Origin of the sequence: Tabrizicola sp. (genome assembly GCF_030694085.1) — a bacterium.
Classification (GTDB): domain Bacteria; phylum Pseudomonadota; class Alphaproteobacteria; order Rhodobacterales; family Rhodobacteraceae; genus Tabrizicola.
In genome coordinates, this window is record NZ_JAUXZE010000093.1 from 39,253 (window position 1) to 63,284 (window position 24,032).

The window sequence follows — 24,032 nt, forward strand, 5'->3', positions numbered from 1 at the left end:
TTACCCGCGCTGCAGCTTCACCGGCTCGCTCCGCGCCAGCCGCAGGAAATGCGCCATGTAGGGCTTTCCCGCATCCTCTTCCCGCGTTGCCGCATACATCCGCTTCGTCACCACCTCCGGCCCAAGGGGCCGCGTGATGTAATCCGCGTTGGTCTTGACCTCGCGCATCACCCAGTCCGGCAGCACCGCCACCCCCCGGTTCGACCCGACCAGCATCAGGATCACCGCCGTCAGTTCCGCCGTCCGCTGCGCGCGGGGTTCCACCTTGGCGGGCGTCAGCACCTCGGCGAACACATCCAGCTTGTCGCGGCTGACCGGATAGGTGATCAGCACCTGGTCGCGGAAATCCTCGGCCGTGATGAACTCCTTCGCCGCCAAGGGGTTCTGGGCTGATCCGACAAAGGTCGGGTGATAATCGAAAAGGGGGTTGAACACGATCCCCGGTGGCGGTTCGCGGTCGGAACTGATCACCAGATCCACGTCCTCGCGGTTCAGCGCCGGCAGCGCCTCGAAGGCCAGGCCCGCCCTAATGTCCACGTCGATCTCGGGCCAGGCGTGGCGGAACATTTCCAACACCGGAAACAGCCAGTCGAAGCAGGCGTGACATTCGATGGCGATGTGCAGGCGGCCTGTCCGGCCCGCCCGAAGCGCGCGGAACTCCTCCTCCATCGCGTCGATTTCGGGCAGGATACGCTCCGCCGCTCGCAGCATCCTGACCCCCGCCGCCGACAGGCGCATCGGTTTCGACCGCCGCACGAACAGCTCCATCCCCGCCTGATCCTCCAGCCCCTTCACCTGATGGCTCAGGGCGGACTGCGTCATGTTCAGCATGTCCGCAGCCCGCGCGAGGCCCCCGGCCTGCTGGATGGCGCGTATCGTCCGCAAGTGGCGCAGCTCGACGTACATGAATGAACCTCATCAAGATGGTGAGAATTATGAATTGGTCTCACATGCCGCGATCTGCGACAAGAGGGTCATTGAAGGAGACCATCATGACCACGCCCCGCATCAGCTTTGAATTCTTCCCGCCGCAGTCGCTGGACGCCTCGTTCCGCCTGTGGGAAACGGTGCAGGCGCTGGCCCCGATGCAGCCCTCCTTCGTGTCGGTCACCTACGGCGCGGGCGGCACGACCCGCACTCTCACGCATGAAGCGGTCTCGACCATCCACCGCAACTATGGCCTGCCGGTCGCGGCGCATCTGACCTGCGTCGATGCGACCCGGACCGAGACGCTGGCCATCGCCGAATCCTACGCCGCCGCCGGAGTGACCGAGATCGTGGCCCTGCGCGGGGACGCCCCGAAAGGCGCGCAACGCTTTGTCCCGCACCCGTTGGGCTTCGCCAACTCGGTGGAACTGGTGGAAAAGCTGGCCCGCACCGGCAAGTTCAAGATCCGCGTCGGGGCCTATCCCGAGCCGCACCCGGATGCCGCCGACAGCACTGCCGACGTGACCTGGCTGAAGCGCAAGATCGACGCCGGGGCTTTCAGTGCCATCACCCAGTTCTTCTTCGACGCCGATACCTTCTTTCGGTTCCGCGACGCCTGCGCCAAGGCCGGGATCACCGCCCCGATCATCCCCGGCATCCTGCCGATCACCTCGTGGGACGGTGCCAAGAAATTCGCCCGCCGCTGCGGGACCAGCGTGCCGCAGAAGCTGGACGAAGCCTTTGCCACCGCCGCCCGCGACGGTCGCGAGGAGCTTCTGGCGCTGACCCAATGCACCGCGCTTTGCGACAAGCTCCTCCAGGGCGGGGTCGAGGACCTGCATTTCTACACCCTGAACCGCCCGCACCTGACCCGCGAAGTCGTCCGCGCCCTTGGCATCCTGCCCGAGGTCGTTCTGGAGAAAGTGGCCTGAGATCAGCCCCCAAGGGCAAACGTCGTCTCCCTGGGCGGCTTTCCGGTCTGTCCCCAGCAGCGCCCGGAAAGCCGCCACCTTTTTTGCCCGTTGCCGCTCCGGCCATATCGGCTAATCTCGCGCCACCTTACCGGCGGACCCCGATATGCCCAAGCTTGTCACCCTGTTGAACGGCCCGAACCTCAATCTCCTTGGCCTCCGCCAGCCCGAGATCTACGGGCGCGAGACGCTGGACGATGTGATCGCCCGGGTCGCAGACCTTGCCGAGGAACTGGGCCTGACGATCCGCGCCAGGCAATCGAACCACGAAGGCCAGCTTGTCGACTGGATCCACGAGGCTCGCGGCGCCTCCGCCGCGATCATCATCAACCCCGGTGCCTATTCGCACACTTCGGTCGCGATCCTGGACGCGCTGAACGCCTATGACGGCCCGGTGCTGGAGGTTCACATCTCCAACATCCACAAGCGCGAGGCGTTCCGGCACCATTCCTACGTCTCGGCCCGCGCCGACGGGGTGATCGCGGGCTGCGGGACCGAGGGCTACCTGCTGGCCCTTCGCCGGATCGCCACGCTTCTGCAGGCATGACCGAACGCTTCCGCTGGCACCCCGGGGCCCGGCTGTACGACAGTGCAGGGACAGAGGTTGCCACGGCCGGCTCCCCTCCTCCATCGCATCCCCAGGACGGTGAGCGGTCGCGCGCTGCACCAGCGGCGGGGGCGATCCTGCCTGACAGCCCAACGGGGCTGGCCATGGCCATGACCAGCGCCGCCTTCCGCATCGGCGCGCCCGATCAGCCGCCGCCAGACGCCCATGACCAGCCGATCCTCGAAACCCTCACCTCCGGCTCAACCGACCAGCCGCGCCGCATCCGCCGCACCCAAGCCTCGTGGATCGCAAGCTTCGTCATCAACGCCAACCTGCGCATCGGCCCCGGCGCGCGCGTTGCGGTCCTGGGTCGCCTGATCCACTCCCTTTCGCTCTACGGTGCCATCGAGGGTCTGCACCTTGGCGCCGATGTCCACCTGCTCGCGGACCTTCGCCCCGACCGCCAGCGCGTCGCCCTGCGCGACCGCCAGATCACCCATCTCTACGCCACCCCCGCCCAGTTGCGCCTGATCCTTGGCCCCGGCCCGCTTCCCGATCTCCGCCTGATCCTTGTCGGCGGCTCCAAGCTCGACCCCGCCCTGCGCACGGCCCTCGCCATCCTCGCCCCCAACGCCCGGATCCGCGAGTTCTACGGGGCCGCCGAGACCAGCTTCATCACCCTGGCGGACGAGGCGACCCCGATCACGTCCGTCGGTCGCCCCTATCCCGGCGTGGATCTCCAACTGGACCCCAGCGGAGAGGTCTGGGTCCGCAGCCCCTACCTCTTCCTCCGTGACGTCTGCGATTTTCATCTTTGCCCAAATATCCCCGCCGGAGGCATGACCGAGCCTGTTGCGCGCCCTTCGCGCGCAATGGGCGAGACACAGGCGTGCGCGCCAGCGCTCCGTTCAACTCCCGTCATACCCCGCTGGCGCGACGGCTGGCTCTCGGTCGGAGAGATCGGCGAACTGCAAGACGGGTTCCTGTTTCTGAAAGGCCGCGCGGGACGGATGGTCACCGTGGCCGACCAGAACGTCTTTCCCGAAGAGATCGAGACGCTCCTCGAAACCCTGCCCGGCGTTGCGCGTGCAGCCGTTCTGCCCGTCCCGGATGTCAAACGCGGACACGCCCTTGTCGCGGTCCTGCAAGGCGACCCTGCGCAAGAGGCCACCATCCTCACCCGCCTGCGCCGCGACCTTGGTCCCCTGAAATGCCCCAAGGCGCTGGTCTGGCGACAGGACTGGCCGACGCTGCCCTCTGGCAAGACAGACCTCAAGGCGCTGGAGGCAAGTCTGTGGCGCGCCTGATCGCCGCCCGCCGTACCGCTGTCGTCCCGCGCAACGGGGCCTTTTCGCGTCTTCGGATCGAGGACCTTGCCACCCCGGTTCTGCAATCCTGCCTCGTCGATGCAGGCATCGGGGCGGCCCAGGTTGACGAGGTCATCCTGTCCAACGCCCTGGGCGCAGGCGGCAACCCCGCCCGGCGCGTGGCGCTTGCCGCCGGATTGCCCGAAACCGTGGCGGGCCTGACGATCGACCGGCAATGCGCGGGGGGGCTGGACGCGATCCTGCTGGCAAAAGCCCTTGTCGACTGCGGCGCCGCCGACGTTGTCCTGGCGGGGGGTGTCGAAAGCTATTCCCGTCGTCCGCTTCGCCTTGCGACCGACCCGGGGGGCGGCCCGCCCGCCGCCTATGACCAGGCCCCCTTTACCCCCTGGCCCGACCGCGACCCCGACATGGGCCAGGCCGCCGAAGCCCTTGCCCGCCGCCTGTCGATCCCGCGCAATCGGCAAGAGGCGTGGGCCGCGCAAAGCCACGCCAAGGCCTTGGTCGCTGATCTTGCCGCCGAAATCGTGGTCCTGAACGGGGTCGCCCGCGATGCCTTCCCGCGCGCGCTTGGCCCGGGGCTTCTTGCCCGTGCCCCGATCCTGACCGGCAGCATCACCGCCGCGACCGCCGCGGTCGCCGCCGATGCCGCCGCCGTCTGCCTTGTCGTTTCGGACCGGATCGCGCAGGGCAGGGGTCTTGCGCTTCTTGGCGGCGCGACCGTCGGCGGCAACCCGGAGGAACCCGGTCTCGCCCCCGTCGCCGCCATTCGCCGCATCTGGGACGGAAGCGCGCTTCAGCAAGCCGAGATCATGGAAGCCTATGCCGTTCAGGCCCTTGCCGTGATCGACGCGGCGGGTCTCGACCCGCAGATCGTCAACCCGGGCGGCGGCGGTCTGGCGCGCGGCCACCCCATCGGCGCGTCGGGCGCGATCCTCGCGGTCCGGCTCTTTCACGGGTTGACGCAGGGCAGGGGCCTTGCCGCCATCGCGGCAGCGGGGGGGATCGGGACGGCGCTTCTGGTGGACGCCTCAGGCGCGTGACAAAAGCGATGCGGGGCGCATCCGGGCCAGGCTTTGCGTCACCAGTCCCGCGATCACCGCCTTGACCGCATCGCCCGGCAGGAAGGCAAAGGACAGGAAGGCGGCTTCGGACAGGGTCTTGTCCAGCATCATCGCCATGCCGGTGATCCCGAAGACATAAAGCACCCCGATCCCGCCGATGACCGAAGCTGCGGTGGCCGCCACGGCGGGGGAAAGCGTCGTCCGCTCCATCACCCAGCCCGCGACGAAGGCGGCGACAGGAAAGCCGACCAGGAACCCGACGGACGGCCCGGCAAAGACTCCGATCCCGCCGCGCCCGCCCGACAGAAGGGGCAGGCCAGCCGCGACCAGCGCCAGAAACAGCAGCACCGCCAGGGCACCGCGCTTGGCGCCAAGCACCGTGCCGCACAGCATGATGCCCAGAGACTGCGCCGTGATCGGGACCCCCGCCGCAAGGTCAAGCTTCGGCACCAGTCCCAGAACTGCAATCAGGGCTGCGAAAAGGGCGACGTGCGTCAGGGTGCGTTCCATATGGTCCTCCGAAGGTCCTGCCCTTTAACCTGCTCCGCCACGCGCCCGCAAGGCTTCCGCCACCCGATCCGCATCGTCCAAGGCGGCCAGCGTTGCCGGAACCATGATCCGCCAGCGCGGCGCGCGTGGGGAACGGGCGGTCCAGGATTGCCGGATCAGGCCCATCCGGTCCAGCATCACGGGAATGAACCTTATGACCAGCGCGAAGGCCAGCGCCAGCCGCCGTGGTGGCAGGATCGGCGACAGTGGCTTCGCGATCCGCTCGAACACGCCCAGCATGTCCGACAGCCGGGTGGTCATCGTGACGAAATTCGCCAAGGCTACCGCAGACACCATCCGCAACAGGATCGCCGCACCCTGTGCGACCTCCGCGGTCCAGATATGCCAAAGGCCCACGATCAGCACAAAGGGCCAAAGCGGCCAAAGCTGACGTAACGCGGATCCCGAAAACGCAACACCGCCGGTCAGATAAAGCAAGGCCGTCCCCGCCAGGGCCCCGCCCAGCAGCCAGGGTGATCCCACCAGGAAAAGCGCCGTTGTCCCGACGGCAACAACTGCCAGCTTTCCCCCAGCCGGCAGCCGGTGCGCCCAGGTCTCAACCGGCGAGGTCAGCGTCAGCATCGCGCTCTCCGATACGGGCCATTTCGGCCGTGAAGGCAGGCAGAACCTCGGTCGGAGGAGCGTCCGCCACGATGCGCCCGGCTTCCAGCCAGATGACCCGGTCCGCCCCGACCAGATTGGCCGGGTCATGAGTGATGGTGATCAGCCGCTGCGGCAGCGCGGCAAAGCGGCGGGCCAGCCGGGCTTGCGTTGGCAGGTCCAGACCCGCCAGCGGCTCGTCAAGCAGGACCGTTTCGGGCTGCATCAGAAGCACCGACAGAAGACACAGGTAATGCCTTTGCCCCTGGCTCAGGCTCGTGACCGGAGCCTTCGCCCAATGGGCGCGGCCCTCGGTCCGCAGAAGTGCGGCCACTCGCTTGTCAGCTTCGAGCGCACTTGCGCCCTGCTGCCGCAGGCCGAAGGCAAGTTCCTCCTCGACAGTGGGGAACAGGATCTGGTGATCGGGATTCTGGAACAGGATGCCCAGCAAGGCCAATGCGGCCTTTCGGTCGGTGAATGGGTCAGCGCCGTTCACCCGGACAGTCCCCGCATCCGGCGCGATCAGCCCGGCGATCAGGCGCAGAAGGGTGGTCTTGCCCGATCCGTTCCGGCCAAGGACCCCGATCCGGGCTTCCGTCAGCCGCAGGCTCAGACCGTCCAGCACCGGGCGACCGCCAAGGGTGACGCGGACAGAGGAAAGCTCGATGCCTGGGGAAAGGTCGGACATATGCGGCCTGGATGCGGATTACCCGCCTTCTAGCCGCTTCACCCCTTGTCCGAAAGGGGTCTGCCCCGGCCCACAAAAGGGGGCCGGGGCGAAGGTCTTAGCGGCAGTCCGCGATGAAGCGATTGCCATACTGGTCGCGGTAGTAGCACTTGCCGGTGCGCTGCGGCACGGGGCCAAGCAGCTGCGAGGCGGCCACACCGACCACGGCGCCGACGATGGCGCCCTTTTCGCGGTCGTCACCCGACGACACCGCCGCGCCGACGGCAGCGCCGCCCACGGCACCCAGCGCCGCATTCTGCTCGGCAGGCGTGCAGGCCGCGATCGGCAGGGCCAGAAGGGGAAGGGTCAGAAGGAAACGTTTCATGGTCTTTTGCTCCAAAGCTGAGTCTGCGGACGGACAGTATCTGTCTGACCCCCGCCTTGCTCCAGGAAATTGGCGCAATGCGCGGAAACCGACCGATCCGTTGCTGTGCCTACAACCCGCGACGGGCCAAACGGTTCCGCCTTGGCCTCTATTGCCGTGCCGCGGTGACGGAAGCTTCCAGAATGTCCATCGCTTCGGCAAAATGGGCGTCAGGAATGGTGATTGGCGCCAAAAAGCGAACAACGTTGCCGTATACCCCGCAGGTCAGCAGCAGAAGCCCACGCTTCAGCGCCTCCAGTCGGACCCGGCCGGTGAAGCCTGCATCCGGTTCCTTGGTGCCCGGATTTGCGAATTCCACCGCCACCATGAAGCCCGGCCCGCGGATGTCGACGATCTCCGGCGCCGTCGCCCGGATCGCCTCCAGCCTTTGCTTCAGCCTGGAGCCAAGCTCGTTTGCCCGGGCACAGAGGTCTTCCTCCTCGATCACGTCCAGCACGGCGTTCGCCGCCGCGATCCCCAGTGGGTTGCCGGCATAGGTCCCGCCCAGCCCGCCCGGGTTGGCGGCATCCATCAGCTCGGCGCGGCCGGTGACGGCGGCCAGTGGCAGGCCCCCCGCAAGACCCTTGGCCATCGTCGTCAGGTCCGCTGCCACGCCATGTGCCTCCATCGCGAACAGCGCCCCGGTCCGCGCAAAGCCCGTCTGCACCTCGTCGGCGATCATCACGATACCATGCTGGTCGCACAAGCTGCGGATCGCCTTCACCAGGTCTGTCGGGGCCGGGTAGAACCCGCCTTCGCCCTGCACGGGTTCGAAGATGATCGCCGCCACCCGGGCCGGGTCGAGGTCGGCCTTGAACAGCTTTTCGATCCCCGCCATCGCGTCCTTGGTCGAAATCCCGTGGACGTCCATCGGGAAGGGCACGTGGAAGACATCAGGCATCATCGCGCCGAAGCCCTTCTTGTAGGGCTCGACCTTGCCGGTCAGGCTCATCCCCATGAAGGTCCGGCCGTGGAAACCGCCGCCGAAGGCGATGACGGCGTTGCGCCCCGTGGCGATGCGGGCAATCTTGATCGCGTTCTCGCAGGCTTCTGCGCCGGTGGTGACGAAGATCGTCTTCTTCTTCCAGGGGCCAGGCACCTTCTCATTCAGCCGTTCCGCAAGGCGGATGTAGTTCTCGTAGGGCATGACCTGGTGGCAGGTGTGGGTGAACTTGGTCATCTGGTTCGCCACCGCCGCCATCACCTTCGGGTGGCAATGCCCGGTGTTCACCACGGCGATCCCGGCGGCGAAGTCGATGTAGCGGTTGCCCTCGATGTCCCAGACTTCGGAATTCAGCGCCCGATCCGCGTAGATCTGCGTCATCATCCCCACCCCGCGCGAGATGGCATCGTCGCGGCGCTTGGCTACTTCGGCGTTCAGCATGGTTCCGGCTCCCTGAAGGACCCCGCCCGAGTCGTTTGTCTGGCCCCAGGGTCACGTTGTGGCCATTTGATCAAATAACCGGCGCGCTTTCAAGGCTGAGCGACGTCAGACCGCGTTCAGACTTCATTAACCAGTCCAGTGGCAGAGTGCCCAGGCGAACGAGGCGAGGCAACGGATGGCGGACGGGCAGCTTTCGAACCCCACACACCCCACACCCCCAACGAAGGATGAGCGTCTGGACCGGCTCCGCCTCGTTCGCTCCCGTCGCGTGGGGGCCGTGACCTTTCATCGGCTCATGGCCGAATATGGGGATGCCCGCGCGGCGCTTGCGGCTCTGCCGGGCATCGCCAGGGCCGCCGGTGTCGAGGACTATGAAATCTGCCCGATGGGCGTCATCCAGGCCGAGCTGAAACAGGGCCGGGCGCTTGGGGCGACGCTTCTGGTGCATGGCGAACCCGATTATCCGCACGCGCTCATGGACATCCCCGATGCGCCCCCCGTGCTTTGGGCCTTGGGCGACATCTCCCTGTTGAACCGGCCCGCCATCGGAATGGTCGGCGCCCGCAACGCCTCTTCCCTCGGCGTCCGCATGGCTCGCCGTCTGGGAACCGGGCTATCAGATGCGCGCTTTACCGTCGTCTCCGGTCTTGCCCGCGGCATCGATTCCGCAGCCCATGAAGCCGCATTGGAGGGTCCGGGTCGCACCATCGCCGTCATGGCTGGCGGGATCGACGTGATCTATCCGCCCGAAAATGCTGCCCTCGCGGCTGCCATTGACGCTGCCGGCTGCCGGGTCAGTGAACACCCCCCCGGATTGGAACCGCAGGCCCGCCACTTCCCGATGCGCAACAGGATCGTCGCAGGCCTGTCACGTGCCGTCGTGGTCGTCGAAGCCGCCGCGAAATCCGGCAGTCTGATCACCGCCCGCGCCGCGCTCGATTATGGGCGCGAGGTCATGTCCGTCCCCGGCCATCCCTTCGACGCCCGTGCCTCGGGCTGCAATATCCTGATCCGGGACGGTGCGCTGCTGATCCGCAGCCCGCAGGACGTGCTGGAGGCCCTTGGCGCTCCCAGCGATGGCGCACCCGAACCCGAGATTCGTCTGCCCCCGATTCCCGGTCCCGCCGCGCCCCGGCGTCCGCTGAAAGAGGTGGCGCTTCTTCATTCGATGATCCTCGATCGCCTCGGCCCCAGTCCCTTGGCCGAAGATCAGCTCATGCGCGACCTGAATGTTACCCCGGCCCAACTTGCGCCCGAACTTCTGACGCTGGAACTTGACGGCCGCATCGCGCGCCAACCAGGGGGCCTTCTGGCGCGGGTGGAGTAGGGTGGGCGATCCGCCCACCGCCCGATCGAAAAGCCGATTCGGCAGTTTTGGTTAACGCTGCCCGTGCCAGACGCGCGTATGTATGGAATACAGACGGAAACCATACGCCTGCCATACCTGAGATTTTCTCAGGAAAGCCCGGTTTAATCCTGCGTTCCCAGGCATTTGCATCGCCCGCCCCTCTCCCCGTCCCGGTGTTGCGCCGTTCCGCCTTCACCATTGCGAAACCATCGCCGCCCACCTTCCCGCTCCAAGCCTTCCCAACCCCCCCGGTTGACAACGCCGGTCCGACACCCCCATGTTGCCCCGCCATTTGCCGGGCGCGGGAGTTTCAGGAAATATGCCAGTCGTCGTCGTCGAATCCCCCGCCAAGGCCAAGACAATCAACAAATATCTCGGCCCGGACTTCGTGGTCCTTGCTTCCTACGGCCACGTGCGGGACCTGCCGGCGAAGGACGGCTCAGTCGACCCCGACCAGGGATTCGAGATGCTGTGGGAAGTCGCGCCCGAGTCGAAAAAGCACATCCGTGCGATCACCGAGGCACTGAAGACCGACGACACCCTGATCCTCGCCACCGACCCCGACCGCGAGGGGGAGGCAATCAGCTGGCACCTGAAGGAAGCCCTGCAAAGCAGCCTGAAGAAAGGGAAAAAAGTCGCCCGCGTCACCTTCAACGCCATCACCAAGGACGCGGTGACCAAGGCAATGAAGGAACCCCGCGACATCGATACACCGCTTGTCGAGGCTTACCTTGCCCGTCGCGCGCTGGACTACCTTGTCGGCTTCACCCTCTCTCCCGTCCTCTGGCGCAAGCTTCCGGGTGCCAAATCGGCCGGTCGCGTGCAATCCGTCTGCCTCCGCCTGATCGTCGAGCGCGAGATGGAAGTCGAGGCCTTCAAGGCCCAGGAATACTGGACCGTCAAGGCCATCTTCCGCACCCCCCGCGGCCAGGAGTTCGAGGCCGGGATGGTCACTCTTGGGGGCAAGAAGCTGACCAAGTTCGACATCCCCACCGCCACGGCAGCCGAACTGGCTGTTCAGGCCGCAAAGCACCGCGATTTCAAGGTGATGGCGGTCGAATCGAAGCCTGCCACTCGCAACCCCTGGCCGCCCTTCATGACCTCCACCCTTCAGCAGGAGGCCTCCCGCAAGTACGGCATGGGTGCCAAGCAATGCATGAATGCCGCGCAACGCCTGTATGAGGCGGGGTACATTACCTACATGCGGACCGACGGCATCGACATGGCCCCCGAAGCGGTGATGGCCACCCGAGACGAGATCAAGCGGCGCTTCGGGGCGGATTACGTCCCCGACAGCCCGCGCATGTACAAGAACAAGGCAAAGAACGCGCAGGAAGCCCACGAATGTATCCGGCCGACGGACATGGGGCTCGGGCCGGAAAAGATCCGGGTCGAGGATGACCAGCGCAAGCTTTACGACCTGATCTGGAAGCGGACGATTTCTTCGCAGATGGCCGCCGCCCGGCTGGAGCGGACGGCCGTCGATGTCGCCTCGCCGGATGGTGAGGTGGCGTTCCGCGCGAACGGGCAGGTGGTGCTGTTCGACGGCTACCTCAAGGTCTACGACCAGGGCCGCGATGACGAGGATGACGAGGAAGGCCGCCTGCCGCAGGTCATGCAGGGCGAGAGGCTCGACAAGGGCGGCGTCACGCCCGAGCAGCATTTTACCCAGCCGCCGCCCCGCTACACCGAGGCGACGCTGGTCAAGCGGATGGAAGAGCTGGGGATCGGGCGGCCCTCGACCTATGCCTCGATCCTGACCACGATCGTTGATCGCGAATACGTGCGGAAGGACAAGAACCGCCTTTTCCCCGAGGACAAGGGGCGGCTGGTCACGGCCTTCCTGTCGAACTTCTTCCACCGCTATGTCGAGTACGATTTCACTGCGGACCTGGAGGCGCAGCTTGATGACGTCTCGGCCGGCGAGCGCGATTACAAGGATGTTCTGGCCCGCTTCTGGCGCGATTTCTCGGCAGCCGTGGCCGAAACTGCGGACCTGCGGATCGGTGAGGTCCTGGAGAAGCTGGACGAGTTCCTTGCCCCGCATCTCTACCCCGCGCGGGCCGATGGCAGCGACCCGCGTGTCTGCCCGACCTGCGGGACGGGGCGGCTGCATCTCAAGACGGCGCGGTCGGGAGGCGCCTTCATCGGCTGCGGCAACTATCCTGAGTGCCGTTATACACGTCCTTTGGCGGGGGATGCGGAGTCGGTCGCCTCGGATGGACGGATCCTGGGTCAGGACGAGAATGGCGTGGAGATCAGCCTGCGCGCCGGGCGGTTCGGGCCGTATGTGCAGCGCGGTGAGGCGTCGGAGGCTCATCCGAAGCCAGACCGGGCCAGCCTGCCGAAGGGCTGGACGCCGGACGGGCTGACGCTGGAGCGGGCCTTGCAGCTTCTGTCCCTGCCGCGCGAGGTGGGCAAGCATCCCGAGGATGGCGTGCTGGTCGAGGCGGGGATCGGGCGGTTCGGGCCCTATGTGAAGCATGGGTCTGTCTATGCCAACATTCCGGACGTGGAGGAGGTCTTCACCATCGGGATGAACCGGGCTGTCGAAGTGCTGGCCCAGAAGCTGGCCGGGCGGCGCGGAGGGGCGGCGAAGGCCGGGCCGTTGAAGGTTCTCGGGGCGCATCCTGACGGGGGCGAGGTCCAGGTCATGCCGGGCAAATACGGGCCCTATGTGAAGTGGGAGAAGGTCAACGCGACCCTGCCCAAGGGCGTGGAGCCGGAGGCGGTCACACTGGAGGAGGCTCTGGTCCTGATCGCCGAGAAGGCGGGCAAGTCGGGGGGCAAGAAGAAGGCCGCGCCGAAGAAGGCGGCGGCAGCGAAGGCCCCGGCTGCCAAGAAGGCGGCCCCGAAGAAGGCGGCGGCGAAGAAGGCCCCGGCGAAGAAGAAGGCTGCGGCGGCGGAGTAAGTGTCCACGGTGGACACTTTCTGGAATCCTTTTGAATCCAAAGGCTTGGGTTTTCCTGTTTACCTGGTCTTAACTTTTGGGACCGGCCTGAAACAGCGGTTCGTCGAGCACTTCGTGCACTCCTCGCGAAGCTTCCCGAAGAGGGCACGAAGTGCTCGAGGAGGTGTTGCTAGCCCCGCGGGTTGATCAGTTTGGCCATCAGGCCCGCCGTGCGGATCATGCCGAGGTTGCGACCGTTCTCTGTGACCACCAGCTCGGCCACGCCCTTTGCCATCAGGTCCATGATGTGCTTGACCGGGGTCTCGGCGGGCAACTCATGGGCATGGACCGAAGCCTCGCCCGGCTCCATCACATCGCGCGCGGTCAGGACGCCAAGCGGGTTCATGTGCGCCACGAAATCGGCGACATATTCCGAGACCGGATTGGCGATGATCTCGCGCGCGGTGCCGCACTGGACGATCCGCCCGCCCTCCATCAGCGCGATGCGGTTGCCGATCTTGAACGCCTCATCAAGGTCGTGGCTGACGAAGACGATGGTGCGCTTGAGCTTGGCTTGCAGGTCCAGAAGCTCGTCCTGCAGCTTGGACCGGATCAGCGGATCCAGTGCCGAAAAGGGTTCGTCCATCAAAAGGATCGGGGCGTCGGTGACGAAGGCGCGGGCCAGGCCCACGCGCTGCTGCATCCCGCCGGAGAGGTCGCCGACCTTGCGTTCGGCCCATTGGCTTAGGTTCACCAGCTCCAGCTGGGCGTCGACCTTGGGCTTGCGCTGGTCCGGTGTCATCCCGGCAAGCTCCAGCCCCAGGCCGACGTTTTCGCGCACCGTGCGCCAGGGCAGAAGGCCGAACTGCTGAAAAACCATCGCGATCCGCGTGGCGCGCAGGCGGCGAAGGGTGTTCGGGTCAGCCTTGGTGACCGAGACCATCCTGTCGTTCTCAAGCACCCTGACCTCGCCCCGGACCACCGGGTTCAGCGCGTTCACCCCGCGCAGGAGTGTGGACTTCCCGGACCCGGAAAGCCCCATGAGAACAAGGATTTCGCCTTCGGCCACAGTCAGCGAGCAATCATGCACGCCAAGGACCTGGCCGGTGGCCTGTTGCACCTCTTGACGGGTCTTGCCTTCGTCCATCAAGGGCAGGGCGCGCTGGGGATGGTCGCCGAAGACGATGCTCACCTGGTCGAATTCAACGGCTGCCCTGGTCATTTCGACACCCTCAGCATGCGGTCCAGTAGGATGGCCACCACGACGATGATGAAGCCCGATTCAAAACCAAGCGCGGTGTTCACGCTGTTCAGGGCGCGAACCACTGGAACGCCCAAGCCGTTCGCTCCGACAAGCGCCGCGATCACGACCATCGACAGCGAAAGCATGATGGTCTGGTTCAGCCCCGCCATGATCTGCGGCATGGCCCAGGGCAGTTCCACCTTCCACAGCCGCTGGCGCGGGGTGGCGCCAAAGGCGGTTGCGGCCTCCAAAAGGGCCGTGGGGGTCGAGGAGACGCCGAGATGCGTCAGGCGGATCGGCGCGGGCAGGACGAAGATCACCGTGGCGATCAGGCCGGGCACCATGCCAAGACCGAAGAATACGATGGCCGGGATCAGGTAGACGAAGGTCGGCAGCGTCTGCATCAGGTCAAGGATCGGGACCATCGCCGTGTAAAGCCGGGGCCGATGTGCCGCAGCGATGCCGACCGGAACGCCAATCCCCATGCAGACGACGCAGGCGGAGAGGATGAGAGTCAGGCTTTCCGTCGTCTCTTCCCAGTAGCCCTGGTTCAGGATGAAGAGAAAGCCGAGCAGAACGCCGAGGCAGACCTTCCAGCTGCGTTGCAGATACCAGGTCAGGGCGATGAAAAAGCCTACGATCACCAGCGGATGCGGGGTCTGCAGCACCCAGAGGATGCCCTCGATCATCGCCTCCATGACCGCCGATATGGCGTCAAACAGCGGTGAAAGGTTGTTCTTCATCCAGTCGAAGATGGACTTCGCCACCTTGCCGACCGGGATCTTGGTATCCGTCAGCCAGTCCATTCTGTCCCCCCGGCCAGAAAAATGGCCCCGGGTTTGGTCCCGGGGCCTTGGTGGTTACGAGAGCGCGGCCTCGACTGCCGCAACGGCGTCGCCGCCGTCCTTGGTGGTCACCCCATCGAGCCAGGGCTTCCAGGCGTCGGGATTGGCCGCGAGCCAGGCCTTCGCAGCATCCTCCGGGTCTTCGCCTTCGTTCAGGATCGCGCCCATGATCTCGTTCTCCATCGGCAGCGAGAAGGTCAGGTTCTGCAGGAGCTTGCCCTGGTTTGGACATTCCGCGACATAGCCCGCGCGGACGTTGGTGTCGACCACGGCGCCGCCGAAGTTCGGGCCGAAGTAGTCGTCGCCGCCGGTCAGGTAGGTCATCTTGAAGTTGGCGTTCATCGGGTGGGGTTCCCAGCCGAGGAAGATGATCGGTTTACCGGCGTCGGTCTTCTTGGCGACCTGGGCCAGCATGCCCTGTTCCGAGCTTTCGACCAGCTCGAAGCCGTCCAGACCAAAGGGTCCGCCTTCGATCATTTCCAGCAGGATGCGGTTGCCGTCGTTGCCAGGTTCGATGCCGTAGATTTCAGCCCCCAGCGCATCCTTGTGCGTGGCAATGTCCTTGAAGTCGGCGATGCCAAGCGCGGCCCCGACTTCATTGGTGGCCAGCGTGTACTTGGCGCCTTCCAGGTTGGTGCGGACGGTCTCGACCTTGCCGGCGTCGCGGTGCGGGGCGAGATCGGCCTCCATCGTGGGCATCCAGTTGCCAAGGAAGACGTCGACATCGCCTTCGGCAAGGCCGGTGTAGGTCACGGGTACGGACAGGACCTTGATCTCGGTGTCATAGCCCAAAGCTTCCGCGATGACTGCGGTGGCTGCGGTGGTTGCGGTGATGTCGGTCCAGCCGACGTCTGAGAAGACGATCTTGTCGCAGCCTTCGGCAAAGGCCGATCCGGCCAATGCGAAGGTCACGACACTCGTGAGGAGGGTGGATCGGATGGTCATGGCAGGCTCCCCGTATTTTTGTTGATTGACGAGTCAATAAACTTCGCCCTTATTCAGTTTGGCAAGGGTTTTCTGAGGCCAGACCGAAATGCCGAAGCTTGGAATGGAGCCTATCCGCAAGGAAGCGCTGGTAAAAGCCACCATTGTCGAGATCGGCAGGGTGGGGTCGCTGGACGTGACGGTCAGCCAGATCGCCAAGCGGGCGGGGATGTCCAGCGCGCTGGCGCATCACTATTTCGGGTCGAAGGAAGAGATGTTCCTGGCCGCCATGCGCCACATCATGACGCTTTATGGGGCAGAGGTGCGGGGCGCGCTGGCGGTGGCAGAGGGGCCGGAGGGGCGGATTCGGGCGGTGCTGCGGGCCTCGTTCAGCCCCGGCAACTTCCGGCGCGAGGCAGTGGGCGCCTGGCTGAACTTCTGGGTCCTGGCGCAATCGGTGCCCGAGGCGAAGCGATTGCTTGCGGTCTATCAGCGTCGGTTGCGGTCGAACCTGGTGGCGGGATTGCGGCCCTTGGCGGGGGCTCGGGCGGAAGAGATCGCCGAATCGCTGGGGGCGCTGATCGACGGACTGTACCTGCGCGAGGTATTGAAATCGGGGGCCCCGGACGGGGCGATGGCGGTGGGGCTGGCGCTGCGCCACCTCGAAGCCGAATTGCAGCGGGGGGCTTGAGGGATGCATGCAGATTACGTGATCGTGGGGGCAGGCTCGGCGGGATGTGCGATGGCCTACCGGCTGGCCGAGGCGGGCAAGCGAGTTACGGTGATCGAGCATGGCGGCTCAGACGCGGGGCCGTTCATCCAGATGCCGGGTGCGCTGTCCTATCCGATGAACATGGGGCTTTATGACTGGGGCTTTGCGACGGAACCAGAGCCGCATCTGGGCGGCCGGGTGCTGGCGACGCCGCGCGGCAAGGTGATCGGGGGGTCCTCCAGCATCAACGGGATGGTCTATGTCCGCGGCCACGCACGGGATTTCGACACCTGGGCCGATATGGGCGCGGATGGCTGGTCCTATGCCGACGTGCTGCCCTATTTCAAGCGGATGGAGCAGTCGCACGGCGGGTCCGGGGCAGAGTTCCGGGGCACGGACGGCCCGCTGCATGTCTCGCGCGGGACACGGGTCAACCCGCTGTTCGACGCCTTCATCGAGGCGGGGCGGCAGGCGGGCTATCCGGTGACGCAGGACTACAACGGCCAGCAGCAGGAGGGATTCGGCCCCTTCGAGGCGACGATCCACAAGGGGCGGCGCTGGTCGGCGGCGAACGCCTATCTGAAACCTGCGATGGCTGGCGGGAATGTGCAGATCGTCCGCGGTTTCGCCCGCAAGGTGGTCATGGAAGGCAAGCGCGCGGTGGGGGTCGAGATCGACACCCGTGCCGGGCGGCAGGTGATCCGGGCGGGCAGGGAGGTGATTCTGGCAGCCTCGTCGATCAACTCGCCCAAGCTTCTGATGCTGTCGGGGATCGGGCCTGCGGCGCATCTGCGCGACCACGGGATCGAGGTCGTGGCCGACCGGCCAGGCGTGGGCGCGAACCTGCAGGACCATCTGGAAATCTACATGCAGTTCGCGGCAAGCCAGCCGATAACCCTTTACAAATACTGGAATCTCTGGGGCAAGGCCTGGGTGGGGGCGCAGTGGCTTCTGACCGGGAAGGGCCTTGGCGCGTCGAACCAGTTCGAGGCTTGCGCCTTCATCCGGTCGAAGGCGGGCGTGGAATATCCCGACATCCAGTACCACTTCCTGCCGATCGCCGTGCGCTACGATGGCAAGGCGGTGGCGGAAGGCCACGGGTTCCAGGCCCATGTCGGCCCGATGCGGTCAAAGTCGCGCGGATCGGTCACCCTGCGGTCGGCCAACCCGACCGATGCCCCGGTGATCCGCTTCAACTACATGTCGCATCCCGAGGATTGGGAGGATTTCCGCAGGTGCATCCGCCTGACGCGCGAGATCTTCGGGCAAGAGGCCTTCAAGCCCTATCTCAAGGGGGAATTGCAGCCGGGTCCACAGGTGCAGAACGACATCGAGTTGGACGATTTCCTGCGCGAACACGTCGAAAGCGCCTATCACCCTTGCGGCACGGCGCGGATGGGACGGGCGTCGGACCCGATGGCGGTGGTCGACCCGGAATGTCGGGTGATCGGCGTCGAGGGGTTGCGGCTGGCCGATTCGTCCATCTTCCCGCAGGTCACGAACGGTAACCTGAACGCACCCTCGATCATGATAGGCGAGAAGGCGGCGGATCACATTCTTGGCCGGACGCCGCTGCCCGCCTCGAACCAGGAGCCCTGGATCCATCCGAACTGGAAGACAGCGCAACGCTGAAATTTCAGGCGTTTGATCCCGGTCAAGGCCGGGGCCGGCGCTGGCCTCTAGACTGCGCGGGACAGTCAAGAAGGAGACAGGCATGTCGAATACCCCGCACACGCTGCACGAGGAATTCCCGGCAGATGCACAGAAGATCAGCGCGCTGAAGGTTTCGGACGCGCATTTCGCGAAGCTGCTGATCGAATATGATGTGATCAACGACAAGGTGCACCGGGCCGAGACGCGGCTGGACCTGATGCCCGAGCACGAGGAAGAGACGCTGCGCCGGGTTCGGTCGCGGCTGAAGGACCAGATCGCCACGGCACTGCGGAAATAGCAGCGTATCCTTCGTCTTCGGCCCCTCCTCGCGCTACGGCAGGAGGGGTCAGCCGATCTCGTAGGGCAGGACGTCGCGGGCGTTGGGGTTGATCTTCAGGCGCCCTTCCAGCGGCGGAACGCTGCGCTGGTGGCAGTTGATCCGCTCGCAGATTCGGCAGGAAATCCCGATCGGTTCGAACCGGCCTTTCAGGTCGAGTCCATCGGAATAGACGAGCTGCTGTGCGTGCTGCACCTCGCAGCCAAGGCCGATGGCATAGCGGCGGACCGGGGCAAGGAAGGCCCCGGCGGGTTTTGACACATCGCGGGCAAGGCAAAGATAGCGGACGCCGTCCGGTGTTTCTGCAAGCTGGCGCAGGAATTGTCCCGGCGTTTCAAAGGCCTGGTGAACGTTCCACAAGGGGCAGGCGCCGCCGAAGCGGGCAAATTGCAGGCGCGTGGAGGAGTGGCGCTTGGTGATCGTGCCGGCCTGATCGACGCGGACGAAGAAGAAGGGGATGCCCTTCGCGCCGGGGCGTTGCAGCGTGGACAGCCGGTGGCCGACCTGCTCGATACTGGCACCGAAGATGTCGGCCAGACGTTCAAGGTCGTGGCGCACCTCTTGTGCGGCGGTCAGGAAGGCGCGGTAGGGCAGCAGCGCGGCCCCGGCGAAATAGTTCGCCAGCCCGATCTTGGCGATGTCGCGGGCTTCGGGCGTCGAGAACCGGGCAAGGTCTAGGGTGGCTTCCAGCAGGTCATTCTGGGTCAGTAGCGCGATCTGGTGCAGAAGCTGGAAGCGCTGCGATGGACCGGAAGCACGGGCCGAGATGTCCAGACGCTTTGCACTGGGGTCGTAATGCCGCAAGGGCGCGGTGTTCGAAAAGTGCAGACTGATCCCTGCACGCTTGAACAGGTCCTGAGCCAAGGTCTCGATGGATTTTCCGTTGGTTGCCGAGGTCGCGAAATGTTCGGCCGCGCGGTCGATCGCATCAAGGTAGTTGTCGCAATAGTGGAAAAAGTCGCGAACCTCTTCCCAGGGAGAGGGGCGAAGGGAGGCGTCCTCGCGCCCCAGGGCCTCATCCAGCGAGGCGAGGCGTTCGTGGGTCTGGCGGTAGGCGCGGTGCAGGTCGAGGAAGGCGCGCGCCAGCGCCGGGGCGTTCGAGGCCGCGAGGCGCAGGTCGGCCAGCGGCGGGGTCGCGGTGGTGAAGACCGGATCGGCAAGCGCCTCGCGCATGTCGGTCACCAGGCGCTCGCTTTCGCCGACCGTCAGTTCGGTCACGTCAAGACCGAACTCCTGCGCCAGGGCAAGGACCACAGCGGCGCTGACCGGCCGGTGGTTGTTTTCCATCTGGTTCAGATAGGGCAGCGACACGGACAGCTTGTCGGCAAAGGACTTCTGGGTCAGCGCCAGGCGGCCGCGGATCTCGCGCAATTTGACGCCAGCGTAAAGTTTCTGGGTGGCCATGTCGTCCCCCGTTTGCAAAGCGAGTGATGGCTTTGCAAAGCCGGTGCGTCAAGTGTCGATCAGGGGGCGCCGATCTGCCGGGCACGGCGGATGACGAAGAGGATGGCGATGACCGAGGCCACCGAGGAGGCGAGCATCAGGAGGATCAGCGGCATTTCCGACGAACCGGGGCCGAGGAGGATGCCAGCGAAAGCCGCAAGCGCCGCGCCACCGCCGATCATGATCGCTCCGCCGAGGCCGGATGCGGTGCCCGCAAGCTCGGGGCGGACCGAGAGCATGCCGGCGTTGGCGTTCGGCAGGCAGATGCCGTTGCCGAGGCCCATGAAGATGGTGAGGCCGAAGAACACCACGGGCCCGGAGAGGCCGAGCAGGGTGAGCAGGAGGAGGAGGGCAAGGCCGAAGGAGGTGACCATGCAGCCCAGAAGGATCATCCGGTTCATGCCGATCCGCACGGAGTAGCGCCCGGCGAAGAAGTTGCCGAGGGCGTAGCCGATGGCGGTGAGGGCGAACAGCGCGCCGACATAGGTGGAGGAGAGGCCGAAGATCTTGTCGCCGACATAGGGCGCGCCGCCCAGGTAGGCGAAGAAGCAGCCCGAGGCGAAGGCGGCAGCCAGGGTGTAGCCCCAGAACCGGCGTGAGGCGAAGAGGCCGGGGTAGGTCCGTACCTGGTCGGCCAGGCTGACGCGGCGCAGGGTGGCGGTCTCGCCCAGGTCGGCCCAGACGAGGGCAAGTGTGGCAAGCCCGAGGATCAGCAGGAGGGCGAAGTTTGCCTGCCAGCCGTAAAGATCGTCCAGCACACCGCCGATGACGGGTCCGATCATCGGCACCAGGCTCATGCCCATGGTGACATAGCCGATCATGCTGGCAGCCTGGGCATCAGCGACCATGTCGCGGACGACCGCGCGCGAAAGGACCATGCCGGCGGCAATCACGGCCTGGGCCATGCGGAAGATCAGGAACCAGGTGGCGTTGGGCGCAAGCAGCGTGCCAACGGTGGCCAGAAGGAACAGGACCAGCGACCAGATCAGCACGGCGCGGCGGCCGTAGCGGTCGGAAATCGGGCCGATGACGACCTGCAAGAGCGCGGAGAGCAGGAGGTAAAGCGCGACGGACTGCTGCATCACGCCATAGGGCACGCCGAACCAGGTCGCCATGCCGGGCAGCGACGGCAGAAAGATGTTCATCGTCAGGGCCGAAAGACCCGCCATGAGGATCAGCGTGACGATCTTCGGGGGAGTCGTCCGGTCGAGAAACACCGCGTCTTGCATCGGGATAGGGCTACGCCTGCGAGTCCGCTTTGTCCACAGGCCGCCGGGTGGGGAAATCCGGCGTCACGCCCATTTGTGGAAGATGAAGAACGCCCCCGCCGCGATGAACGCAAAGCCGACCAGATGGTTCCACGACAGCGGCTCTTTCAGGTAGAGGACGGAAAAGACGGCAAAGACCGATAGCGTTATGACTTCCTGGATGGTCTTCAGTTCGGCCGCGCTGAAATGGCCATGGCCGATGCGGTTGGCGGGGACCTGCAGCACGTATTCGAAGAAGGCGATCCCCCAGGAAACCAGGATCACCGTGACCAGCGCGCTTTCCTTGAACTTGAGATGTCCATACCAGGCAAAGGTCATGAAAATGTTCGAGGCCAGGAGCAGGCCGATGGTGACGAAGGGGACGGGCAGGGTCATGAAGTCCTCGGGGTTCAGGGTCCGGGTGGCATAGCCCGGCCCTCGCGCAGGGCCAATGCTTTGCGGATTTGCGATTTGACGGGCGGGCTTTCAAACAGGTTTGCAAATTTTCTCATTCGTGCTTCTCGCATCCGCAGCGTTCCAATAGAGTGCCGCCAGCCATCAACCGTGGGGGAGCGCGCGATGAAGGATATCCTGGGAGAGCTGGAAACCCGTCGCGCCGCTGCGCGGGCGGGCGGAGGTGAGCGCCGGGTCGAAGCGCAGCATGCCAAGGGCAAGCTGACGGCACGCGAACGGATCGAGCTTTTGCTGGACGAAGGGTCGTTCGAAGAGTTCGACATGTTCGTCGCCCACCGCTGCACCGACTTCGGGATGGAGAAGGACCGGCCCGCGGGTGACGGCGTGGTGACCGGCTGGGGCACGATCAACGGCCGGCAGGTCTATGTCTTCAGCCAGGACTTCACGGTCATGGGCGGCTCGGTCAGCGAGACGCATGGCGCCAAGATCTGCAAGATCATGGACATGGCGATGCAGAACGGCGCGCCGGTGATCGGGATCAATGACTCGGGTGGGGCGCGGATTCAGGAAGGCGTCGCCTCGCTGGCGGCCTATGGTGAAGTGTTCCAGCGGAACATCGAAGCCAGTGGCGTGGTGCCGCAGATCAGCCTGATCATGGGGCCATGCGCGGGGGGCGCGGTCTATTCTCCGGCGATGACCGACTTCATCTTCATGGTGAAGGATTCCAGCTACATGTTCGTCACCGGCCCCGACGTGGTGAAGACCGTGACGAACGAGGTGGTGACCGCCGAGGAACTGGGCGGGGCGTCGACCCACACCCGCAAGTCCAGCGTTGCGGATGGCGCGTTCGAGAACGACGTCGAGGCGCTGGCCGAGGTTCGCCGCCTGTTCGACTTCCTGCCGCTCAACAACCGCCAGAAGGCTCCGGTTCGGCCGTTCTTCGACGATCCGTCGCGGATCGAGACCAGCCTTGATACCCTGGTCCCCGACAACCCGAACCAGCCCTACGACATGAAGGAACTGATCACGAAGATCGCGGACGAAGGCGATTTCTTCGAGGTGCAGAAGGACTTTGCCGGCAACATCATCATCGGCTTCATCCGGCTGGAAGGGCAGACGGTGGGGGTGGTGGCCAATCAGCCGATGGTGTTGGCCGGGTGCCTGGACATCGACGCCAGTCGAAAGGCAGCGCGGTTCGTGCGGTTCTGCGATGCGTTCGAGATCCCGATCCTGACCTTCGTCGACGTGCCGGGCTTTCTGCCGGGGACAGGGCAGGAGTATGGCGGCGTCATCAAGCACGGGGCAAAACTGCTGTTCGCCTATGGCGAAGCGACGGTGCCAAAGGTCACTGTACTGACCCGCAAGACCTATGGCGGGGCCTACGTCGTCATGGCGTCCAAGCATCTTAAGGCCGATTTCAACTATGCCTGGCCTACCGCCGAGGTTGCGGTGATGGGGGCCAAGGGGGCGGTCGAGATCCTGTATCGCAGCGAGCTGGGCGAACCCGAAAAGATCGCGGCGCGGGTCAAGGATTACGAGGACCGCTTTGCCAACCCCTTCGTGGCGGCCGAAAAGGGGTTCATCGACGAGGTGATCATGCCTCATTCTACCCGTCGCCGGGTAGCGCGGGCCTTCGCGGCACTTCGGGGCAAGAAAGCCGTGATGCCGTGGAAAAAGCACGACAACATCCCGCTGTAATGCCAATGCGGCGAGCCATTTCCCATCCCGTGCTGGTTCTGGTCGCCTTGGCGTTTGCTTCGGGCTGCCAAGACGACACAGCAGCGGGACCAGGGGTCGAGGTGCCTTCGGGCCGCACGCTTTCGCTGATCGACGTGATCACCAACGCTCCGGGACCGAAGGGCGCTGCGGCGCGCTTCCGGTTCCTGGCGCCGGATCTGACGTCCGAAGACGCCGAAGTGGCAGCCGCGGACATGCAGGCGCTTTGTGACCTCTTCGCGCTGGAGCGGACCGAGGGGATGGTCCCAGAGCCGCAGCAGATCATCATATCCTTCGCCAATGCCGCCGTTCCCTTCGGCGAGGCCGCCCCCGATGTCGTGCAGTTCTTCGAATCCTTCCGGGTCGAGAACGGCGTCTGCGTCTGGGAGGTCTTCTGATGCCGCAACATGCAGATTTTCTTGCTGGCCTTGCACAAGGGGCTGATGTAGGAACGCCACAGGTCGGGAACTTGGTCTGGCCGACATACCAAACCGGATTTGTTTCGGTTAGGGTGACGACGGGCCGGGCCAAACTGGCCTTTAACAGCGAACAGGTGCCGGGTACCCGTCAGGGATCCGAAGCACCCCAAGAAAGATGGAGTAGAGGATGTCGAAGAGCGCACGTCTCGTTCTGGTTCTGGCTATGGTTTCGGCAATCGCCGCCTGCGCCAAGAAAGAAGTTGCAGTCGTCGAGCCGGTTTCGGTCGAACCGGCTTACACCGGCAAGTACAAATAATCTTTCGGAGCGGGCCTGCCTGCTTCGGCAGGGTAGGCCCGCGCCAATCTTCCGCCTCCTGCGCCCA

The 24,032-nt window shown here is 65.3% G+C and carries 24 protein-coding genes; 12 read left to right on the plus strand and 12 right to left on the minus strand.

Annotated elements, in window-relative coordinates; genetic code table 11:
* A complete protein-coding gene (locus Q8M85_RS21225) occupies positions 1-906 on the minus strand; it encodes a LysR family transcriptional regulator (protein WP_305548443.1) in 906 nt (301 codons plus the stop codon).
* 86 nt (positions 907-992) lie between these two features.
* Here Q8M85_RS21225 and metF point away from each other — a divergent pair, with 86 nt between their 5' ends.
* The 4 genes from metF (at position 993) to Q8M85_RS21245 (ending at position 4,813) form a co-directional block, all read left to right on the plus strand.
* The gene (metF, locus tag Q8M85_RS21230) at positions 993-1,859 is read left to right on the plus strand and encodes a methylenetetrahydrofolate reductase [NAD(P)H] (RefSeq protein WP_305548445.1); all 867 of its coding nucleotides are present in this window, start codon (positions 993-995) and stop codon (positions 1,857-1,859) included.
* Positions 1,860-2,004: 145 nt separating this feature from the next.
* The gene (gene aroQ / locus Q8M85_RS21235; RefSeq protein ID WP_305548447.1) at positions 2,005-2,445 is read left to right on the plus strand and encodes a type II 3-dehydroquinate dehydratase; all 441 of its coding nucleotides are present in this window, start codon (positions 2,005-2,007) and stop codon (positions 2,443-2,445) included.
* 164 nt (positions 2,446-2,609) lie between these two features.
* Complete coding sequence (locus Q8M85_RS21240; RefSeq protein ID WP_305548449.1) at positions 2,610-3,752, plus strand: AMP-binding protein; 1,143 nt, start codon at positions 2,610-2,612, stop codon at positions 3,750-3,752.
* A complete protein-coding gene (locus Q8M85_RS21245; RefSeq protein WP_305548451.1) occupies positions 3,740-4,813 on the plus strand; it encodes a thiolase family protein in 1,074 nt (357 codons plus the stop codon). Before Q8M85_RS21240 ends, Q8M85_RS21245 begins: the two co-directional genes overlap by 13 nt.
* Here the strand turns inward: Q8M85_RS21245 and Q8M85_RS21250 are convergent.
* The 5 genes from Q8M85_RS21250 to Q8M85_RS21270 form a co-directional block, all read right to left on the minus strand.
* Positions 4,802-5,344, minus strand: coding sequence for a biotin transporter BioY (locus Q8M85_RS21250; protein WP_305548453.1), 543 nt, complete (start codon positions 5,342-5,344; stop codon positions 4,802-4,804). The two genes, Q8M85_RS21245 and Q8M85_RS21250, sit on opposite strands and share 12 nt — an antisense overlap.
* A gap of 24 nt (positions 5,345-5,368) precedes the next feature.
* Positions 5,369-5,965, minus strand: a complete 597-nt coding sequence (locus Q8M85_RS21255) for an energy-coupling factor transporter transmembrane protein EcfT (RefSeq protein ID WP_305548456.1) — start codon at positions 5,963-5,965, stop codon at positions 5,369-5,371.
* A complete protein-coding gene (locus Q8M85_RS21260; protein WP_305548458.1) occupies positions 5,940-6,671 on the minus strand; it encodes an energy-coupling factor ABC transporter ATP-binding protein in 732 nt (243 codons plus the stop codon). The genes Q8M85_RS21255 and Q8M85_RS21260 overlap by 26 nt, the downstream gene beginning before the upstream one ends.
* A 97-nt stretch (positions 6,672-6,768) precedes the next feature.
* On the minus strand, positions 6,769-7,035 hold the full coding sequence (locus tag Q8M85_RS21265; protein ID WP_295074677.1) for a YMGG-like glycine zipper-containing protein: 267 nt from the start codon (positions 7,033-7,035) through the stop codon (positions 6,769-6,771).
* Positions 7,036-7,183: 148 nt separating this feature from the next.
* A complete protein-coding gene (locus tag Q8M85_RS21270; protein ID WP_305548462.1) occupies positions 7,184-8,458 on the minus strand; it encodes a 4-aminobutyrate--2-oxoglutarate transaminase in 1,275 nt (424 codons plus the stop codon).
* Between the two features lie 175 nt (positions 8,459-8,633).
* Between Q8M85_RS21270 and dprA the strand changes: the two genes are divergently transcribed.
* Together dprA and topA are read left to right on the plus strand one after the other, a co-directional pair.
* Complete coding sequence (dprA, locus tag Q8M85_RS21275) at positions 8,634-9,785, plus strand: DNA-processing protein DprA (RefSeq protein ID WP_305548464.1); 1,152 nt, start codon at positions 8,634-8,636, stop codon at positions 9,783-9,785.
* Positions 9,786-10,125: 340 nt separating this feature from the next.
* Positions 10,126-12,717 carry a type I DNA topoisomerase gene (topA, locus tag Q8M85_RS21280; protein WP_305548466.1) on the plus strand — a complete coding sequence of 864 codons (2,592 nt, stop codon included), beginning with the start codon at positions 10,126-10,128 and terminating at the stop codon, positions 12,715-12,717.
* A 169-nt stretch (positions 12,718-12,886) separates the two neighbouring features.
* Here the strand turns inward: topA and choV are convergent, their stop codons facing one another.
* Genes choV through choX form a run of 3 tightly spaced genes read right to left on the minus strand, consistent with a single transcriptional unit; the run spans position 12,887 to position 15,729 of the window.
* The gene (choV, locus tag Q8M85_RS21285; protein WP_305548468.1) at positions 12,887-13,918 is read right to left on the minus strand and encodes a choline ABC transporter ATP-binding protein; all 1,032 of its coding nucleotides are present in this window, start codon (positions 13,916-13,918) and stop codon (positions 12,887-12,889) included.
* On the minus strand, positions 13,915-14,745 hold the full coding sequence (gene choW / locus Q8M85_RS21290; RefSeq protein ID WP_305548470.1) for a choline ABC transporter permease subunit: 831 nt from the start codon (positions 14,743-14,745) through the stop codon (positions 13,915-13,917). Before choW ends, choV begins: the two co-directional genes overlap by 4 nt.
* Positions 14,746-14,799: 54 nt before the next feature.
* The gene (gene choX / locus Q8M85_RS21295) at positions 14,800-15,729 is read right to left on the minus strand and encodes a choline ABC transporter substrate-binding protein (protein ID WP_305548471.1); all 930 of its coding nucleotides are present in this window, start codon (positions 15,727-15,729) and stop codon (positions 14,800-14,802) included.
* 88 nt (positions 15,730-15,817) lie between these two features.
* Here choX and betI point away from each other — a divergent pair, with 88 nt between their 5' ends.
* The 3 genes from betI (at position 15,818) to Q8M85_RS21310 (ending at position 18,371) form a co-directional block, all read left to right on the plus strand.
* Positions 15,818-16,399 (plus strand): transcriptional regulator BetI, encoded by a 582-nt coding sequence (gene betI / locus Q8M85_RS21300; RefSeq protein ID WP_305548474.1) that lies wholly within the window; start codon positions 15,818-15,820, stop codon positions 16,397-16,399.
* A gap of 3 nt (positions 16,400-16,402) precedes the next feature.
* Positions 16,403-18,052 carry a choline dehydrogenase gene (betA, locus tag Q8M85_RS21305; RefSeq protein WP_305548477.1) on the plus strand — a complete coding sequence of 550 codons (1,650 nt, stop codon included), beginning with the start codon at positions 16,403-16,405 and terminating at the stop codon, positions 18,050-18,052.
* An 82-nt stretch (positions 18,053-18,134) separates the two neighbouring features.
* Entirely contained in the window at positions 18,135-18,371 is a 237-nt protein-coding gene (locus Q8M85_RS21310; RefSeq protein ID WP_305548480.1) for a YdcH family protein, read from the plus strand.
* Positions 18,372-18,419: 48 nt separating this feature from the next.
* Here the strand turns inward: Q8M85_RS21310 and Q8M85_RS21315 are convergent, their stop codons facing one another.
* The 3 genes from Q8M85_RS21315 to Q8M85_RS21325 form a co-directional block, all read right to left on the minus strand.
* Complete coding sequence (locus Q8M85_RS21315) at positions 18,420-19,814, minus strand: short-chain fatty acyl-CoA regulator family protein (RefSeq protein WP_305548482.1); 1,395 nt, start codon at positions 19,812-19,814, stop codon at positions 18,420-18,422.
* Between the two features lie 59 nt (positions 19,815-19,873).
* Complete coding sequence (locus tag Q8M85_RS21320) at positions 19,874-21,082, minus strand: multidrug effflux MFS transporter (RefSeq protein WP_305548483.1); 1,209 nt, start codon at positions 21,080-21,082, stop codon at positions 19,874-19,876.
* A gap of 63 nt (positions 21,083-21,145) precedes the next feature.
* Positions 21,146-21,496 (minus strand): DMT family protein, encoded by a 351-nt coding sequence (locus Q8M85_RS21325; RefSeq protein WP_305548486.1) that lies wholly within the window; start codon positions 21,494-21,496, stop codon positions 21,146-21,148.
* A gap of 183 nt (positions 21,497-21,679) precedes the next feature.
* Between Q8M85_RS21325 and Q8M85_RS21330 the strand changes: the two genes are divergently transcribed.
* The 3 genes from Q8M85_RS21330 (at position 21,680) to Q8M85_RS21340 (ending at position 23,965) form a co-directional block, all read left to right on the plus strand.
* Complete coding sequence (locus Q8M85_RS21330) at positions 21,680-23,212, plus strand: acyl-CoA carboxylase subunit beta (protein WP_305548488.1); 1,533 nt, start codon at positions 21,680-21,682, stop codon at positions 23,210-23,212.
* A gap of 5 nt (positions 23,213-23,217) precedes the next feature.
* On the plus strand, positions 23,218-23,628 hold the full coding sequence (locus tag Q8M85_RS21335; protein WP_305548490.1) for a DUF6497 family protein: 411 nt from the start codon (positions 23,218-23,220) through the stop codon (positions 23,626-23,628).
* A 208-nt stretch (positions 23,629-23,836) separates the two neighbouring features.
* Entirely contained in the window at positions 23,837-23,965 is a 129-nt protein-coding gene (locus Q8M85_RS21340; protein WP_305548492.1) for a hypothetical protein, read from the plus strand.
* The last annotated feature ends 67 nt before the right edge of the window (positions 23,966-24,032 follow it).

Bases quoted from the DNA above. Each gene is read 5' to 3' on its own strand.
- Q8M85_RS21225 (WP_305548443.1), bottom strand. From the start codon at position 906: ATGTACGTCGAGCTGCGCCACTTGCGGACGATACGCGCCATCCAGCAG.
- metF (WP_305548445.1), top strand. From the start codon at position 993: ATGACCACGCCCCGCATCAGCTTTGAATTCTTCCCGCCGCAGTCGCTG.
- aroQ (WP_305548447.1), top strand. From the start codon at position 2,005: ATGCCCAAGCTTGTCACCCTGTTGAACGGCCCGAACCTCAATCTCCTT.
- Q8M85_RS21240 (WP_305548449.1), top strand. From the start codon at position 2,610: ATGGCCATGACCAGCGCCGCCTTCCGCATCGGCGCGCCCGATCAGCCG.
- Q8M85_RS21250 (WP_305548453.1), bottom strand. From the start codon at position 5,344: ATGGAACGCACCCTGACGCACGTCGCCCTTTTCGCAGCCCTGATTGCA.
- Q8M85_RS21255 (WP_305548456.1), bottom strand. From the start codon at position 5,965: ATGCTGACGCTGACCTCGCCGGTTGAGACCTGGGCGCACCGGCTGCCG.
- Q8M85_RS21260 (WP_305548458.1), bottom strand. From the start codon at position 6,671: ATGTCCGACCTTTCCCCAGGCATCGAGCTTTCCTCTGTCCGCGTCACC.
- Q8M85_RS21265 (WP_295074677.1), bottom strand. From the start codon at position 7,035: ATGAAACGTTTCCTTCTGACCCTTCCCCTTCTGGCCCTGCCGATCGCG.
- Q8M85_RS21270 (WP_305548462.1), bottom strand. From the start codon at position 8,458: ATGCTGAACGCCGAAGTAGCCAAGCGCCGCGACGATGCCATCTCGCGC.
- dprA (WP_305548464.1), top strand. From the start codon at position 8,634: ATGGCGGACGGGCAGCTTTCGAACCCCACACACCCCACACCCCCAACG.
- topA (WP_305548466.1), top strand. From the start codon at position 10,126: ATGCCAGTCGTCGTCGTCGAATCCCCCGCCAAGGCCAAGACAATCAAC.
- choV (WP_305548468.1), bottom strand. From the start codon at position 13,918: ATGACCAGGGCAGCCGTTGAATTCGACCAGGTGAGCATCGTCTTCGGC.
- choW (WP_305548470.1), bottom strand. From the start codon at position 14,745: ATGGACTGGCTGACGGATACCAAGATCCCGGTCGGCAAGGTGGCGAAG.
- choX (WP_305548471.1), bottom strand. From the start codon at position 15,729: ATGACCATCCGATCCACCCTCCTCACGAGTGTCGTGACCTTCGCATTG.
- betI (WP_305548474.1), top strand. From the start codon at position 15,818: ATGCCGAAGCTTGGAATGGAGCCTATCCGCAAGGAAGCGCTGGTAAAA.
- betA (WP_305548477.1), top strand. From the start codon at position 16,403: ATGCATGCAGATTACGTGATCGTGGGGGCAGGCTCGGCGGGATGTGCG.
- Q8M85_RS21310 (WP_305548480.1), top strand. From the start codon at position 18,135: ATGTCGAATACCCCGCACACGCTGCACGAGGAATTCCCGGCAGATGCA.
- Q8M85_RS21315 (WP_305548482.1), bottom strand. From the start codon at position 19,814: ATGGCCACCCAGAAACTTTACGCTGGCGTCAAATTGCGCGAGATCCGC.
- Q8M85_RS21320 (WP_305548483.1), bottom strand. From the start codon at position 21,082: ATGCAAGACGCGGTGTTTCTCGACCGGACGACTCCCCCGAAGATCGTC.
- Q8M85_RS21325 (WP_305548486.1), bottom strand. From the start codon at position 21,496: ATGACCCTGCCCGTCCCCTTCGTCACCATCGGCCTGCTCCTGGCCTCG.
- Q8M85_RS21330 (WP_305548488.1), top strand. From the start codon at position 21,680: ATGAAGGATATCCTGGGAGAGCTGGAAACCCGTCGCGCCGCTGCGCGG.
- Q8M85_RS21335 (WP_305548490.1), top strand. From the start codon at position 23,218: ATGCGGCGAGCCATTTCCCATCCCGTGCTGGTTCTGGTCGCCTTGGCG.
- Q8M85_RS21340 (WP_305548492.1), top strand. From the start codon at position 23,837: ATGTCGAAGAGCGCACGTCTCGTTCTGGTTCTGGCTATGGTTTCGGCA.